Source organism: Lactiplantibacillus sp. YT640 (genome assembly GCF_049745435.1).
Classification (GTDB): domain Bacteria; phylum Bacillota; class Bacilli; order Lactobacillales; family Lactobacillaceae; genus Lactiplantibacillus; species Lactiplantibacillus plantarum.
This window is the reverse complement of sequence record NZ_JBMNVY010000002.1, coordinates 15,044-29,446: the sequence shown is the minus strand read 5'-3', so window position 1 is coordinate 29,446 and position 14,403 is coordinate 15,044. Positions and strand designations below refer to the sequence as shown.

General features: G+C 43.7%; 12 protein-coding genes. 1 reads left to right on the top strand and 11 read right to left on the bottom strand.

All coding sequences use genetic code 11. The features are described 5' to 3' along the window. Positions 1-5: 5 nt before the first annotated feature. From rplI to dnaA, 11 genes are all read right to left on the bottom strand, one after another. Positions 6-458, bottom strand: coding sequence for a 50S ribosomal protein L9 (gene rplI, locus ACOV1R_RS01755; RefSeq protein WP_003641637.1), 453 nt, complete (start codon positions 456-458; stop codon positions 6-8). 12 nt (positions 459-470) lie between these two features. Continuing rightward, a complete protein-coding gene (locus ACOV1R_RS01750) occupies positions 471-2,483 on the bottom strand; it encodes a DHH family phosphoesterase (protein ID WP_003643610.1) in 2,013 nt (670 codons plus the stop codon). A gap of 180 nt (positions 2,484-2,663) precedes the next feature. Further along, a complete protein-coding gene (rpsR, locus tag ACOV1R_RS01745; protein WP_003641635.1) occupies positions 2,664-2,900 on the bottom strand; it encodes a 30S ribosomal protein S18 in 237 nt (78 codons plus the stop codon). Positions 2,901-2,938: 38 nt separating this feature from the next. After that, positions 2,939-3,520: a single-stranded DNA-binding protein gene (gene ssb / locus ACOV1R_RS01740; RefSeq protein WP_003646183.1), complete on the bottom strand. Its 582-nt coding sequence runs from the start codon at positions 3,518-3,520 to the stop codon at positions 2,939-2,941. A 36-nt stretch (positions 3,521-3,556) separates the two neighbouring features. After that, on the bottom strand, positions 3,557-3,856 hold the full coding sequence (gene rpsF, locus ACOV1R_RS01735; RefSeq protein ID WP_021357319.1) for a 30S ribosomal protein S6: 300 nt from the start codon (positions 3,854-3,856) through the stop codon (positions 3,557-3,559). Between the two features lie 621 nt (positions 3,857-4,477). After that, positions 4,478-7,039, bottom strand: a complete 2,562-nt coding sequence (gene gyrA / locus ACOV1R_RS01730) for a DNA gyrase subunit A (protein ID WP_003641633.1) — start codon at positions 7,037-7,039, stop codon at positions 4,478-4,480. A gap of 164 nt (positions 7,040-7,203) precedes the next feature. Further along, positions 7,204-9,150: a DNA topoisomerase (ATP-hydrolyzing) subunit B gene (gene gyrB, locus ACOV1R_RS01725; protein ID WP_003641632.1), complete on the bottom strand. Its 1,947-nt coding sequence runs from the start codon at positions 9,148-9,150 to the stop codon at positions 7,204-7,206. Beyond that, entirely contained in the window at positions 9,147-10,271 is a 1,125-nt protein-coding gene (gene recF, locus ACOV1R_RS01720) for a DNA replication/repair protein RecF (RefSeq protein WP_003641631.1), read from the bottom strand. The genes gyrB and recF overlap by 4 nt, the downstream gene beginning before the upstream one ends. Next, a complete protein-coding gene (yaaA, locus tag ACOV1R_RS01715; RefSeq protein WP_003641630.1) occupies positions 10,272-10,505 on the bottom strand; it encodes a S4 domain-containing protein YaaA in 234 nt (77 codons plus the stop codon). It abuts the gene before it with no gap. Positions 10,506-11,029: 524 nt separating this feature from the next. Continuing rightward, a complete protein-coding gene (dnaN, locus tag ACOV1R_RS01710) occupies positions 11,030-12,169 on the bottom strand; it encodes a DNA polymerase III subunit beta (RefSeq protein WP_128485153.1) in 1,140 nt (379 codons plus the stop codon). A 177-nt stretch (positions 12,170-12,346) separates the two neighbouring features. Further along, entirely contained in the window at positions 12,347-13,714 is a 1,368-nt protein-coding gene (gene dnaA, locus ACOV1R_RS01705) for a chromosomal replication initiator protein DnaA (RefSeq protein ID WP_003641628.1), read from the bottom strand. A gap of 505 nt (positions 13,715-14,219) precedes the next feature. On the opposite strand from dnaA, the gene rpmH reads away from it, so the two are divergent. After that, positions 14,220-14,354 carry a 50S ribosomal protein L34 gene (gene rpmH / locus ACOV1R_RS01700; RefSeq protein WP_003640225.1) on the top strand — a complete coding sequence of 45 codons (135 nt, stop codon included), beginning with the start codon at positions 14,220-14,222 and terminating at the stop codon, positions 14,352-14,354. Positions 14,355-14,403: the final 49 nt, after the last annotated feature.

Genomic DNA, 14,403 nt, shown 5'->3' with positions numbered 1-14,403 from the left:
TCCTTTTACTTTTCGACAACGTGCACGCGAATTTTCGCCGTTACTTCTGGATGTAACTTAACAGGCACGTTTGTGTAACCTAATACCCGAATTGGTTCTGGTAATTCGATCTTACGTTTATCAAGCTTAACTTGGTATTGGTCAGCTAACGCCGTTGCAATTTGTTTGCTAGGAATTGACCCAAACAACCGACCATCAGTACCAGCTTTGGCCTTCAATTCAACAACCGTTTCATCAGCTTCCAAAACTGTCTTGACTTGCTTAGCTTCGGCTAATTCCTCAGCGGCACGTGCTGCTTCAGACTTCTGTTCAGCCTTCAACGTATTGATTGCCGCTTTAGTGGCTTCCTTGGCCAATCCCTTTTTAATTAAAAAGTTCTGTGCGTAACCATCCGGGACATTCTTGATTTGGCCCCGCTTGCCCTTACCACGGACATCATTCAAAAAAATAACTTGCATTTAGACTCACTCCTAATTAGATTCTGTGGTCGGCTCATCAGTTGCCGTTAACAAATCAATCAACGATTGTTTGACGGCTTCAACTGACTGCCCTTCAATCTGGGTTGCAGCATTCGATAAATGACCGCCACCACCCAATTTTTCCATATAAACTTGTACGTTGATCTCGCCAAGTGATCGTGCCGAAATTCCGACCCGTCCATCTTCACGACGTGTAATCACGAATGATGCGTCGACACCAGACATAGATAATAGTGAATCAGCAGCTTGAGCCGCCGTTACTGGGTCATAGACCTGATCATCTTCACCAACACATAATGCCATATCCTGATTAACAAATTCAACGGTTTCAATCAGATGATTGCGTTGTAGATAACTATCAACGTTCTCCTTCATAAATTGTTGAACGAGTAACGAGTCCGCACCGGCTGATCGTAGATAACTAGCAGCATCAAACGTCCGCGATCCTGATCGTAATGAAAATGACTTCGTATCGATAACGATTCCGGTCAACATTGCGGTCGCCTCAATCTTATTGATTGGTTCGGCATCGTGCGATTGATATTCAAACATCTCGGTAATCAGCTCACAAGTCGACGAAGCATACGGTTCAATATAAACCAAAACTGGGTTTTCTGGAAATTCTTCGCCCCGTCGATGATGATCAATAATCATAACGCGATTTTCGAGCCGCTCATAAAGGGCCTGTGACATTGAAATACTTGGCTTAGAATGGTCAGCCATAATCAATAAACTTTGGTCAGTGGCCTTCTCAAGTGCTTCTTCCGGCGAGATAATCGCTGACTCGATGTTCTCATCAGACTTCAACTGGTCCAGTAAACGCTGAATGTCTGAATGCACATTTTGCTCATCCAAGACGATCCAACACTGTTTACCATTCATTTCAGCAATTCGGCGAATCCCGAGACAGGCCCCAACGGCATCCATATCTGGTTGGCGGTGCCCCTGAACAAAGATCTGGTCAGATTGATTCATTAACTCTTGTAACGTCTGACTGATCATCCGGGCCCGTACCCGCGTCCGTTTTTCCATCGGGTTGGTTTTACCACCGTAGAAACGAGCAGGTTCGTCCTCAGACTTCACCACAACTTGGTCACCACCCCGCCCCAAGGCAAGGTCCATGTTACTCTGCGCTAAATCGGCCAAATTGTTCATGTTCCGTTCACCATAAGCAATCCCAATACTCAATGTTAGTGGGAAATTTTGCTTAGAAGTCGACTCCCGAATTCGATCTAAAATGCGAAACTTATTCTCTTCAACACGTCGTAAACTACTAGCATAGCCCAACAAGAAGAAGTGATCATCATCCAAGCGCTTCAGGTACATCCCAAACATCTGGGTCCACTTAGACAATTCATTGGTCACGTAATTGTTCAGGTTGGAAATATCCGTATCAGTCATCGACTGGGTGATTTCATCGTAATTATCCAAAAAGATTTGTCCAATCACGAGTTTTTCATCTTCGAATTGATCCGTCAGCTCAGCATACTTGGTCACATCCATCATATAGACCGTATTAGTGCTCTGCTGGACACGTACATCAAACTGGTAGTCTTGCCAACGAATCGTCGCGGGCTCGTCCAGATGAGCGTTCAGCGTCGCTGCCAGTGTTGGCTCAATATCTTCCAAGCGGTATCCTAAGACGTCCTTATCACCGAAATAGCGCTGAAGATAAGGATTGATCCATTCGATGGTCTGGTCGGAATTAAAAATCATTACTCCGATAGGCATCTGAATCAGTGCCTCTTGTTCGCCGCGCTTAATACGATACGACAAGTCTGAGATATATTCATTTGCACTCGAACTGAGCTCAATCAACGTATTATAAGATATCACCACAGCCATCACAATCAAGATGAGGACAACGGTCCCAAAAATCCAGTTCATTAAATAACCAGTGACGAGCATAATTAACGACAAGCTAAAAATAACCAACGCTAAGAGTCGTAACTGCTGATTTTGTAGGAAAAATGGAATTTTTTCACGCGAAAAGATCTTTTTCATATTAAAAATCCCTCAAGCCTTCTCAGTAATGACTATATTTTATCACAAACCACCGTCCGCTTCAGCGTTTCGTGTCAATCACCGTAAACGCTTCATTGAACGGCCACCACCCTATCTAGTCAAGTTAAGGGTAAATAAAAACCACAGAGCCGAAGTCTGTGGTTTTTGAATGACTAAAAATTAGTCTTCAGATACAAAGGCTAATAAGCCCATGATCCGTGCACGCTTGATGGCGATAGTTAAAGAACGTTGGTTCTTAGCACTAGTCCCCGTTACACGACGTGGCAAAATCTTCCCACGTTCTGAAATAAAGCGACGTAATAAGTCAGTATCTTTATAATCGATGTATTCGATATGGTTTGCGGCGATGAAGTCGACTTTACGACGACGACGGCCACCTCTTCTTTGTTGTGCCATTGATATTTCCCTCCTCGTTATCTGTCTAAGCAATTAGACTAGAATGGTAAATCATCATCCGAGATATCAATTTGATCGCCATTATTAGCGAATGGGTCAGCCTGATTATTGTTGTTAGCACTGCTTGATGGTGCCGCACTGCTAGCATTACCAGTATTACCATTACCAAATGGGTTATTGTTATTCGCTGATGATTGTTGAGGAGCCGCATTTTGGCCTTGATTACTATACCCATTATTATTGTTGTTGTAATTGTTATTACCACTACCACCATTGGCAGACTGATGACGTTCAGACTCTGCCCGTGATTCTAATAATGAGAAGTTTTCAACGACAACTTCTGTAACGTAAACACGTACCCCTTGTTGGTTTTCGTAGTTCCGGGTTTGAATCCGGCCATCGATACCAACAAGTGAACCTTTATGAGTAAAGTTCGCAAAATTTTCAGCAGCTTTACGCCAAATGACGCAACTAATGAAATCTGCTTCACGTTCCCCATTTTGATTCGTGAATTGACGGTTTACGGCAATAGTGAACGTCGCGACGGCGGCACCACCATTCGTGTAACGTAATTCCGGATCTCTTGTCAGTCGGCCAACAAGAATTGTACGGTTAATCATGCAGAAGCGCTCCTCTCTTAAAATTAATTTTGTCTATTAGTCTTCGCGTTTAACGATCATGTGACGTAAAATGTCATCATTGATCTTTGAAAGACGGTCGAATTCGTTTAAAGCAGCATCGTCAGTTGCTGTTAAGTTAACGATATGGTAAGTACCTTCGTTAAAGCCACCGATTTCGTATGCGAAACGACGCTTTGACCAGTCTTTTGAATCAATTACTCGCGCACCGTTATCAGTTAAGATTTTGTCGAAACGATCAACTAAGGCTGTCTTGGCAGCATCGTCGATGTCGGGACGTACGATGTAAGTAATTTCATATTTCTTTGATTCACTCATGAAATTTGCACCTCCTTATGGACTTCAGGCCCTTCTTTTTGAAGAGCAAGGAAAGTAATCTAGCTAATGCTAGATACTCACGAATTTAAAGTATAGCATCTAAATCAGTTTGTTGCAAGGGTTGAAGCGGCCGACTGTTACAAAAAGATCCTGAATCCGTTACACCAATCAATTACGTCAATTGAGCGATATTTCATTTTATTTCCCGGGAAATATTTCTTTTTTCTGAAATCCTCCCCTTCGCTTACATTTCCCCACACCCACACAGCATTAATTTAAACCAAGTCGACGTCAGAATAACACGCACTGCTGTAATCCTCTCAATCGCACAAGCCAGTTTTGACCGCGTAAATCTAAAATTGCTTACTTCATGTTGTCCTCTCCCAATTTATCGGCATTTCTGCCAATCACTGGAAGATGGCAGGACTAAGTGATGAGCCTCCAGCAGTCAAATTATTCTTCGCAGGAAGATTGTTTCTACCGGTTCAAAACAAGACTTTGGAGGCCAGAATAGGACCGATGACCGGTAAATCACACACGACCCGTTGCCATAATAATTCTTGACTCACATAAAAAACAAGCGTGGTCGACAATCTTGTCGACCACGCTTGTTTTATCAATTTATTCGTTTGAATCGTTTGAATCAGTTGTTGGTTCTGTCGTAGTGGCATCGGCGTTGACGGTTTGATCGTCAACTGGTGCCTCAGTCGTTGCATCCGTTGCGACAGTCTCATCAACTTCTGGCTCTGGATCAACCTTGGCCATCGTTGCGACTTGACCATCATCGCCTAACCGCATGAGACGAACACCTAAGGTTGCCCGACCAGTCTGAGAAACGGTTGCGATATTGAAGCGAATCATGACCCCTTGGTTCGTCATTACCATGATATCTTCTTGACCATCAACCGTCGTCAAACCAGCTAAATGACCATTCTTCTCAGTCACGTTAGCGGTCTTGATTCCTTTGCCACCACGCCCCTTAATTGGGTAATCGGCAGCTGGCGTTTGTTTCCCATAACCCTTTTCCGTGATGATGAAGACGTTGCTGTCGGGCTTCAAAACGTCAAAGCCAATCACAAAGTCATCATCGCGTAAGCGAATCCCGCGAACCCCAGAAGCCGTCCGGCCCATGGACCGCACTGTGGTTTCGTCGAAACTGACGGCATAACCGTCGTGCGTCCCGATGATTACATTTTGGTGACCATCCGTGATTGTAACCCCGATTAATTCATCATCATCCTTAAGCGTAATGGCCTTCAAACCATTGCTACGGATATTGGCAAATTCTTGAACTGGTGTCCGTTTGACAACCCCTTTAACGGTTGTAAAGAACAGGTAGTTATCAGAAGCGCTCGCATCGCCCGTGACATTAACGACCGCCTGAATTTTTTCACCAGAATTGACTCCCAGTAAATTGATGACCGGGATTCCTTTGGCCGTACGACCGTATTCAGGAATCTCGTAAGCCTTCATCCGGTAAACTTTACCCGCATTAGTGAAAAAGAGTAGGACATCATGGGTCGACGTCGTCAGGAGATGTTCAATAAAGTCATCATCATGGACGTCCATCCCTTGAATCCCACGACCACCACGGTGTTGCGACTTAAATTCAGTCGTTGGTAACCGTTTGATGTAGCCATTGTGAGTTAAGGTAACAGCCACTTCTTCTTCTTCGATCAAGTCTTCATCTTCAATACTGAGGACTTCACCGACCATCAATTCGGTCCGACGCTTATCACCAAACTTACGTTGAATTTCCATTAATTCTTCGTAAATAATTTGGTTGATACGATCCTTGCTAGCTAAGATTTCTTTGTAGTCAGCAATGGCTTTCAATAAGTCCTGGTATTCACTCTCGATCTTTTCACGTTCCAAACCAGTTAACCGGACTAACCGCATATCAAGAATGGCTTGTGCCTGCTTATCAGACAAGCCGTAATTATCCATCAATTGGTTCTTCGCAATTTCACTCGTTTGTGATTGACGAATAATCGCAATGATTTCATCAATATGATCAAGGGCAATCCGTAAGCCTTCAAGAATATGGGCCCGTGCTTGGGCTTTCTTCAAGTCAAACTCAGTCCGACGCCGAATCACGTCTTCCTGGTGTTCCAGGTAATAGATTAAGATTTGCTTTAAGCTTAAGACTTTTGGAGCACCCTTAACGATGGCTAACATGTTAAAGCCAAAGTTAGTCTGCATCAATGTCATCTTGTAAAGGTTATTCAAGATAACCGAGGCGCTGGCATCCCGCCGAACATCAATGACGATCCGCATCCCTTCACGGTCACTTTCATCATTGATATCAGTGATACCTTCAATTTCCTTGTCTCGAGCTAAACCAGCAATCCGTTCGATCAATTTAGCTTTATTGACCATATATGGTAATTCGGTCACGATAATTCGTTGCTTACCATTCTTTTGGTCTTGAATATCGACCTTCGCACGAACAATAATGTTCCCACGACCAGTCTGGTAAGCCTTACGAATACCGGACTTTCCCATTACGATCCCGCCAGTTGGAAAATCTGGTCCAGGTAAGACTTCCATCAAGTCAGCAACTGTTGCATCAGGATTATCCATCAACAGGTGGATTGCTGAAATGACTTCCGCTAAGTTATGTGGCGGAATGTTTGTTGTCATCCCAACAGCAATCCCAGTGGCACCGTTAACGAGTAAGTTCGGGAAACGTGCTGGTAAGACTGCTGGTTCCCGTTCTGTATCATCATAGTTTGGTTGCCAATCAACGGTATCCTTGTTAATATCGCGGAGCATTTCAACCGCAATCTTACTCATCCGGGCTTCGGTATACCGCATCGCGGCAGCCCCGTCACCATCGACAGAACCGAAGTTCCCGTGACCATCCACTAACATGTAGCGATAGCTAAAGTCTTGGGCCATCCGCACCATTGACTCATAAATTGCGGAGTCACCATGGGGATGATACTTCCCCATAACATCCCCAACAATCCGGGCCGACTTCTTATACGGCTTATCCGGCGTCACACCTAATTCACTCATACCGTAAAGAATCCGCCGGTGCACTGGCTTTAACCCATCACGTACGTCCGGCAGTGCCCGTGCCACGATAACACTCATGGCATAGCTTAAGAATGACGTTCGCATGGTCTTCGAAAGGTTCACATCCGAAATACGATTGTTCGATAAATCTGAATCAGCCAAAATATTCGTCCTCCTTCATCCGTTTTGCCGCTATTAAAGCTTGATTAAGCTTTACATGTCTCAAGTAAAAGTCGCCATTAAGACAACCGTCGTGCCATTACGACCCTAAGTCTGATTAACAGCTTGCGCCTCAGTTCTTAGGTCAAAATGACTAAACTGACACACTAAACATCCAGATCCTGGACGAACTTGGCATTATCTTCAATAAATTCTCGCCGTGGTTTGACTTGGTCCCCCATCAACATCGAGAAGACCCCATCGGCATCCGCAGCGTCTTCATCACGAACCCGTAATAGGCGCCGCTTGTCTGGATCCATGGTCGTTTCCCATAATTGTTCCGCGTCCATTTCACCAAGCCCCTTGTACCGTTGAACAACTGGTTTCGGTGATGGTGCCAATTGCCCCATGACCTCACTCAATTCTTCATCTGAATCAATATACTTCACAAATTTACCTTGCCGGACTTGGTACAACGGTGGTTGAGCGATGTACACAAAGCCAGCGTCAACTAATGGCCGCATGTACCGGTAAAACAACGTCAATAACAAGGTCCGAATATGGGCCCCATCGACATCGGCATCAGTCATGATAATTAATTTGTGATAATTGGCTTTGCTCAAGTCGAAGTCACCACCGAAGCCAGTTCCCATTGCCGTAAACAATGACCGGATTTCTTCATTGGCTAAAATCTTATCAATGCTGGCCTTTTCAACGTTCAAAATTTTACCCCGAATCGGTAAAATCGCTTGCGTCAACCGGGAACGTCCCTGCTTAGCCGACCCACCGGCAGAATCCCCTTCGACAATGAACAACTCACTAATTTCAGGGTCTTTACTACTGTTGTCCGCCAACTTACCTGGTAAATTACTAATTTCCAAGCCACTCTTTTTTCGCGTAACTTCCCGCGCACGCTTAGCAGCGACCCGGGCCTTGGAAGCAAGTAACCCTTTATCGACCACTTTACGGGCAACACTTGGGTTTTCCATCAAGTACTTGCTAAAGTGTTCTGAGAATAACCGGTCAACTGCTGCCCGAGCATCGGAATTACCAAGTTTCGTCTTCGTTTGACCTTCAAATTGAGGATCCGGATGCTTGACGCTGACAACAGCCGTCATCCCTTCACGAACATCTTCGCCAGATAGGTTCGCATCGCTTTCCTTCAACAAGTTATTCTTACGAGCATAGTCGTTGATGACCCGCGTCAAAGCACGTTTGAAACCTTCTTCATGCGTCCCACCTTCGTACGTATGAATATTGTTGGTGAAGGTCATCAAATTACTGTGGTAGTCGTCAGTATATTGCAACGCAACTTCTACCGTAATCCCATTCTGTTCCCCTTCCACATAAATCGGTTCTGGAAATAGAACGGTCTTATTCTTATCTAGATATTCAACATAGTGACGAATCCCACCTTCGTAGAGAAAGTCATCTTCAGTGGGTTCATCAGGGCGATTATCCCGAATCGTGATCCGTAATCCCTTATTTAAGAAAGCGAGTTCGCGAATCCGAGTCGTCAAAATATTAATGTCATAGGTGGTCGTTTCCCGGAAAATATCAGGATCCGGAACAAAATGAACCGCCGTACCATGAGCATCATCAGGCGCATCACCAATGATCTTCATCGGTGTTTTAACCTTTCCACGTTCAAAGTCCATGTAATAAACATGACCATTCCGAGTTACTTTGACGTCCAGGGTCGATGATAAGGCGTTAACAACGGAAGCCCCGACCCCGTGAAGACCACCAGAGACTTTATAACCGCCACCACCGAATTTACCACCGGCATGTAAAATCGTATAAACCGTTTCAAGCGCTGGTTTACCCGTTTTTTCTTGAATATCAACAGGAATCCCACGACCGTTATCAGTAACCGTAATACTATTATCCTTTTCAACGGTCACGTGGATCACGTTTGCAAACCCTGCTAGGGCTTCATCAATTCCGTTATCAACAATTTCCCAAACTAAGTGGTGGAGTCCTTGGCTACTCGTCGTACCGATATACATTCCGGGACGTTTCCGGACAGCTTCTAAACCTTCCAAAACTTGAATTTGACTAGCATCATATTCGCGAGCCTGTTCAAGTTTGGTTTCTTTTTCGTTTTCGGTCAATGCGGTTCCTCCTCATGTAAAGTGCCATGGCTAACTTCAAATACTTTTGGCGCATTAATTAATTTGCGGGCCACCCCGTCAAGACTTGGCGTGGTTAAAAAGGTCTGCACTTTATCTTGGATCGCTGTCAGCAGATGAGTCTGCCGTGCAGCGTCTAATTCTGATAAGACATCGTCTAATAATAAGACCGGGTACTCGCCCGTCTCAGCTTTCATCAGATCAATTTCAGCAAGCTTAACGGACAAAGCAGTTGTACGTTGTTGGCCTTGGGAGCCAAAAGTCTGCACATTTTTGCCGTTAACACCAAATTGTAAATCATCGCGATGAGGACCTAATAAAGTCGTTCCTTGAAAAATTTCTTTGGCTTGTTGTTGCTGATATAAGGCCTGTAGCGTTTGATAAATGTGATCGACCGACGTCTGGTCGGCAGTTGGCACTTGAGTGACATAGTGAAACGTTAATTGTTCCTGTTCTTGCGTAATCTCGCTGTGAACAGCTTGCGCCCATTTCTCAAGTTGCTGCAACAGTTGTAGTCGTTTATGGATGATTTCCGCACCAAATGCAGCCAATTGATCCGACAAGACACCCAAATAAACCTTATCCTTGGCCTGCTGCCGATTTAATTGCCGTAAGTATTGATTACGTTGTTTTAAAATCGTGCGATACTGACTTAGGTTATAGAGGTATTTAGGGCTCATCTGACCAAATTCCATATCCATAAACCGACGGCGAACCGCGGGTGCCCCTTTAACGATGGATAAATCTTCAGGTGCAAACACGATCACGTTCAAATTTCCGACGTACTGGGATAATTTGGCTTGCTCAAGATGATTGACTTTCGCTCGCTTGCCCCGCCGCCCCAATTCAAGTTCCAGGGGGACAGCACCGGTACTTTTATGTAACCGGCCTTGCAACGTTGCCGTGGTGGTTTGCCACCGAATTAATTCCTTATCGTTAGCGGTGCGGTGACTACGCGTTAACGCCAACACATAAATGGCTTCCAACAGGTTCGTCTTTCCCTGCGCATTTTCACCTAATAGAACATTAACGCCCTGACTAAAATTAATGGTCAAATCCGCGTAGTTCCGAAAATCATGCAAGACTAAGTTTTCTAAGTACATCTAATCAGTCGTTTCTTGATTTGAGCGAATAAAAAATGACCCGTTGTCTTCAACTTCAATCGTATCGCCTGGATAAAGTTTCCGACCCCGCCGATCATCTGGTTCACCATTAACTAACACGGTTGTTTCTTTTAAGAACCACTTCGCCTGACCACCCGATCCAATGATGGCCGTTTCTTTTAAGAGTTGCCCCAACGTCATATATGGGGTTTTAATATCTATTGGCTGTTTCACAATGTCACCTGCCTATCTGATTACAAGCTATTAAACGACTGTCTGGCGTGCTACACACACTCCTAACAGGTTATATTATACTTGTTTTTTGATGAAAATTCAATTTATAACCGCACTCAGAGCCATTTTAAGACGATTTAGGGCTTTTTAATATCGGGATACTAGCCTAGGGGTAAATTTGCTGAAATTCCCTAATTTTGCGGATTTTAATAAAATATCTTGTTTTTTACCTATAAAAATTGGCTAAAGCCAGCATTCATTATCTGAAAGCGAGCGTTTGTAGCGAACGAGTGCAAGGACTGGGGTTCATCAGATGGTGGGATTTTAGTAGGGCAACATCGATAGTTAGCGTGACAATTCACCAGCAGCTAATATAATATGCATAAGTTAAAACTTCAAAAGTTACATCATCGCTATTGCCTATTCATTGCCCCATCTTTAGCTAGTTTTAGCCGTCATAAAAGGCCCGCATTTCACGGTGAAATGCGGGCCTTTTATTTAGAATTGTATATTTATTCAGCTAATTAAAACGTTCGAACTGGTGTAATCAACTGAATAAAGTTTTCGCCTTCTTCAGTTGGCACTAAAGTGAATGGGCGCAATGCCATCGTGAATGAGATTTTGATCATAGCTTGCCCAAACGAACGTAACGCTTCTTTCATGTAGTCTGGGTTAAACGAAATTTCAAGTTCGTCACCTGACAAATCAGTGGGCTGTAGTTGTTCCGTTACTTCCCCGACATCTGGTGAGTTACCGAAAATCGTAATCGTTTTGTCCGTTGGGTTAACGGAGAAGCGAACCACATTATTGCGACTTTCGTGTGATAACAGGGATGCCCGTTCAATTGCTGCTGAAAGTGCGGGTGCTGAAATTTCAACAGTCGTATTAGATTCTTTAGGAATCAGCCGTGACGTGTCGGGATAATTTCCTTCGAGTAAGCGAGAATAGAAGGACGTATTCCCCAGCACAAATAGGACTTGGTTTTCTGATAACCGCATCTGCACGTCAGGATTATTGTCGCCGATCATCCGAGATAATTCTGTCAAACTTTTACCAGGAATGATTACATCATAATTGGCATTATTGGCTTCTGGCAACTTGATCCGGCGTTGACTTAGGCGGTGTGAATCGGTTGCGACCGCTAAGAACTCACCGTTAGCTAAGATAAAATGAACCCCGGTCAGGATTGGCCGACTTTCCTGATTGGAAACAGCAATAACGGTCTGACCAATCAACTCTTTAAGTACATCCCCAGCTAACGTGATGGTATTAGTCGTATCAATTTCAGGTAAGTGTGGGTAGTTTTCAGGGTCTAAGCCGTTGATTGTAAAGGAAGCGGCTCCTGAAGTAATTTGTGTTTGAAAACCCTCGACCACGTTAACAGTCATGGTGTCTTCTGGTAATTTTTTTACGATTTCACTAAAGAAACGGGCAGGTAAAACGATTGAACCGGCATCTTCAACGACTAACGTATTGTTGTCATCACTTGCTGGAATGGTGGTTTCAATAGAAATATCAGCATCACTACCAGTTAAGGTAATAGCGTCAGTATTAACGTCAAGTTTAAGACCAGTCAAAATTGGAATGGTCGTTTTTGAAGAAATGGCCCGTTGGACGTTATTTAATTCTTTGATGAAGGCAGATCGATTGATCGTGAATTTCATAAGTTAATCCCCTCTTTATTCTAGCGACGGGCACTAGATATATATTAATAATAAAAGTTCGTAGTAATAGTAGAGCAGTGGGTACTGTGGAAAACCGAGTAAAGACTCGGCGTTATCAAGTTTTCCACATGTGTATAAGTTGTGGAAAACTTTTTGAGTTATCCTTTTTTATCCACACTAAGATTTGAGCTGGCCTGTCAAATCACCCACGGCTTTTTGTAATTCAGCATCAGTTTTGAGTGCCTTAGTGATTTTATCATGCGCATGGATCACAGTCGTATGGTCCTTACCACCAAACTCGTTACCGATGCGCGGAAGTGAACTTTCAGTCAGTTCGCGTGATAAATACATGGCAATTTGACGTGGAATCACGATTTGTTTATTGCGTTTCTTTCCCTTAAGGTCAGCCATTGTTACATGGAAGTACTTGGCGACTTTTTCCTGAATGACGGGAATCGAAACCTCTGATAGTTTACTGCTAAGGTGCAAACTCTTCAATGCATCCGCCACTAAACTGGTGGTAATCGGTGAATTATTCAGTCGTGAGTATGCCTGCACTCGTGCTAAGGCACCTTCGAGTTCTCGCACGTTTGAGTCGATCTGACCGGCGATATAACTTAACGTATCGTCAGGGATTTCGATCCCTTCAAGATCGGCTTTATTGCGCAAAATAGCAATCCGCGTCTCGAGATCAGGTGGGGTAATATCAACGGATAATCCCCACTTAAACCTAGAAACTAGGCGATCTTGGAGTTGCGGAATTTCGTTCGGTAAGCGATCGGATGTAAGCACGATTTGCTTATCATCTTCATATAAAGCATTAAATGTATGGAAGAACTCTTCTTGGGTTGCTTCCTTATTGGCAAAAAATTGAATGTCGTCGACTAATAACAGGTCAACGTTCCGATATTCTTCGCGGAACGCCTCCTGTTTTTTAGTTTGAATGGCATTAATTAATTCATTCGTAAAAGATTCGCTAGTCACATATTTAATGTTACTAGTCGGATCGGTTTCTAACAATTTGTTACCGATAGCGTGCATTAGGTGGGTTTTTCCCAGACCAACGCCCCCGTAGAAAAACAACGGATTATACATGGTGCCGGGTTCTTCCGACACAACTAACGCAGCGGCATGGGCCATTTGATTGCCTTTACCGATCACGAAAGTATCAAAAGTGTATTTCGGGTTGAGTTTCGTTTCCCGCATAAATGTGGGGGTAGTTGCGGTTGTTGGTTGTTGTCCCGCAACGTTACCGGTAGTCACTTGCGAGTCCTTGTCTCTCGTAAGTTGCTGACGTTCTTCTTCCGTTATCATGACCGGCCGAATCTGCTCGTTAGTCGCTTGCATCGCAATGTCCGTGAACTTTGCGGCCAAGTTTTTCTCCCAATAGTCACGATGAAGTTGTGTTGGGACTTCGATCGTCATTTGGGCTTTATCGAGTTGGAGTGGTTTTGCCGGTTCGACAAACGTTTGAAACGTGATCTTGGACAGATCTTGTTCCATAGAGAACTTAATGAGATTCCATAAGTCATTACGTTCCAGCACGTGGATACCCCTTTTCTTAAAAAACGTAATTCTATTTTAGCATGAACATATAGAGTTTTCCACAAGTGGACAAGTTAAAGTTAAGAGAATTCACAGGCTGGGATTTGAATATACACAGCTTGTCGAAAACTAGGAATTAATTTTATAAAACAGCACTTATCCACAAAAGCGAGTTCAAAACTAAAGCCGCAATAAAAGCGTTTATTGGAGTTATACACACAACAAATACGCCCTGTGGATAACTAAATAACAACCCGTTAATTTGTCGAAAAACTTGTGGGTAAATTGCGAATAACGGAAAGTCACTTTGCTATAATCCACAAATAAATTCGCAATTAAATAATTTTTTGACCTCGAATTACTACGGAGAAATTTAATTTACTGGTTTTCAAACAAATAAAAATATGCTATAGTAGTCAGGAAATGCGTTTAGATGTAAACTGCGTTTTGAAAATAACGACTTAATCGAATTGATTCATGTCATTATGGAGAAGGAGGTGTCATGATGAAGAGAACTTACCAACCAAAGAAGCGCCATCGTCAACGTGTACATGGTTTCCGCAAACGGATGAGCACCAGCAATGGCCGTAAAGTGTTAGCCCGTCGACGCCAACGAGGCAGAAAAGTATTGTCTGCATAGGCCACTGATAATCAGTGGCTTTTTCTTTACAGTCCTAGACCAGGTGTTT